The organism is Vibrio sp. 970 (assembly GCF_033339075.1).
The window spans coordinates 1-540 of record NZ_JAWOTW010000721.1 but is presented as its reverse complement, the minus strand read 5'-3'; the positions used below and the strand labels follow the sequence as shown (position 1 = coordinate 540).

Sequence of the window (540 nt, the reverse complement as noted above, 5' to 3'; positions counted from 1 at the left end):
TGCTGTTTATTCTCGCGCTGATATTTAGAGTGAAAGGCAGCAACCGCTGGCTGTTTACCCTAAGCTTGGCTCAAGCGGGTGAATTTGGTTTTGTGTTGCTAAGCTTCTCTGTTCAAAACCACGTCATTCCGTTTGAACTCTCGCAAACTCTTGCACTGGTGGTTGCGATTTCAATGTTCCTGACCCCGGGCTTGTTCATTTTGTTTGATCGGGTGATTTTGCCTCGCTTTGAAACCCAATCGAATGAACGCGAAAGCGATACGATTGAAGAAACTGGCACAGTCATCATTGCTGGTATTGGCCGCTTTGGTCAGATTGTGAATCGCCTATTAGTATCAAACGGCGTAACAACGGTAGTGCTTGACCATCAAGCCAACCAAGTCGATAACATGCGCCAGATTGGCACTCGTGCCTATTTTGGTGACGCAACCCGACCAGATATGCTGCACACGGCAGGTATCGAGCATGCGGCTGCGTTGGTCGTCGCGATTGATAACCAAGAATCGAGTGTAGAACTGGTGAAATACGTGAAGCACACGT

1 protein-coding gene is annotated in these 540 nt (G+C 48.1%); it reads left to right on the top strand.

What is annotated here, in order from left to right; genetic code table 11:
* A partial coding sequence (locus R7Q11_RS28820; protein WP_225467302.1) for an NAD-binding protein occupies positions 1-540 on the top strand: 540 nt, incomplete at both ends.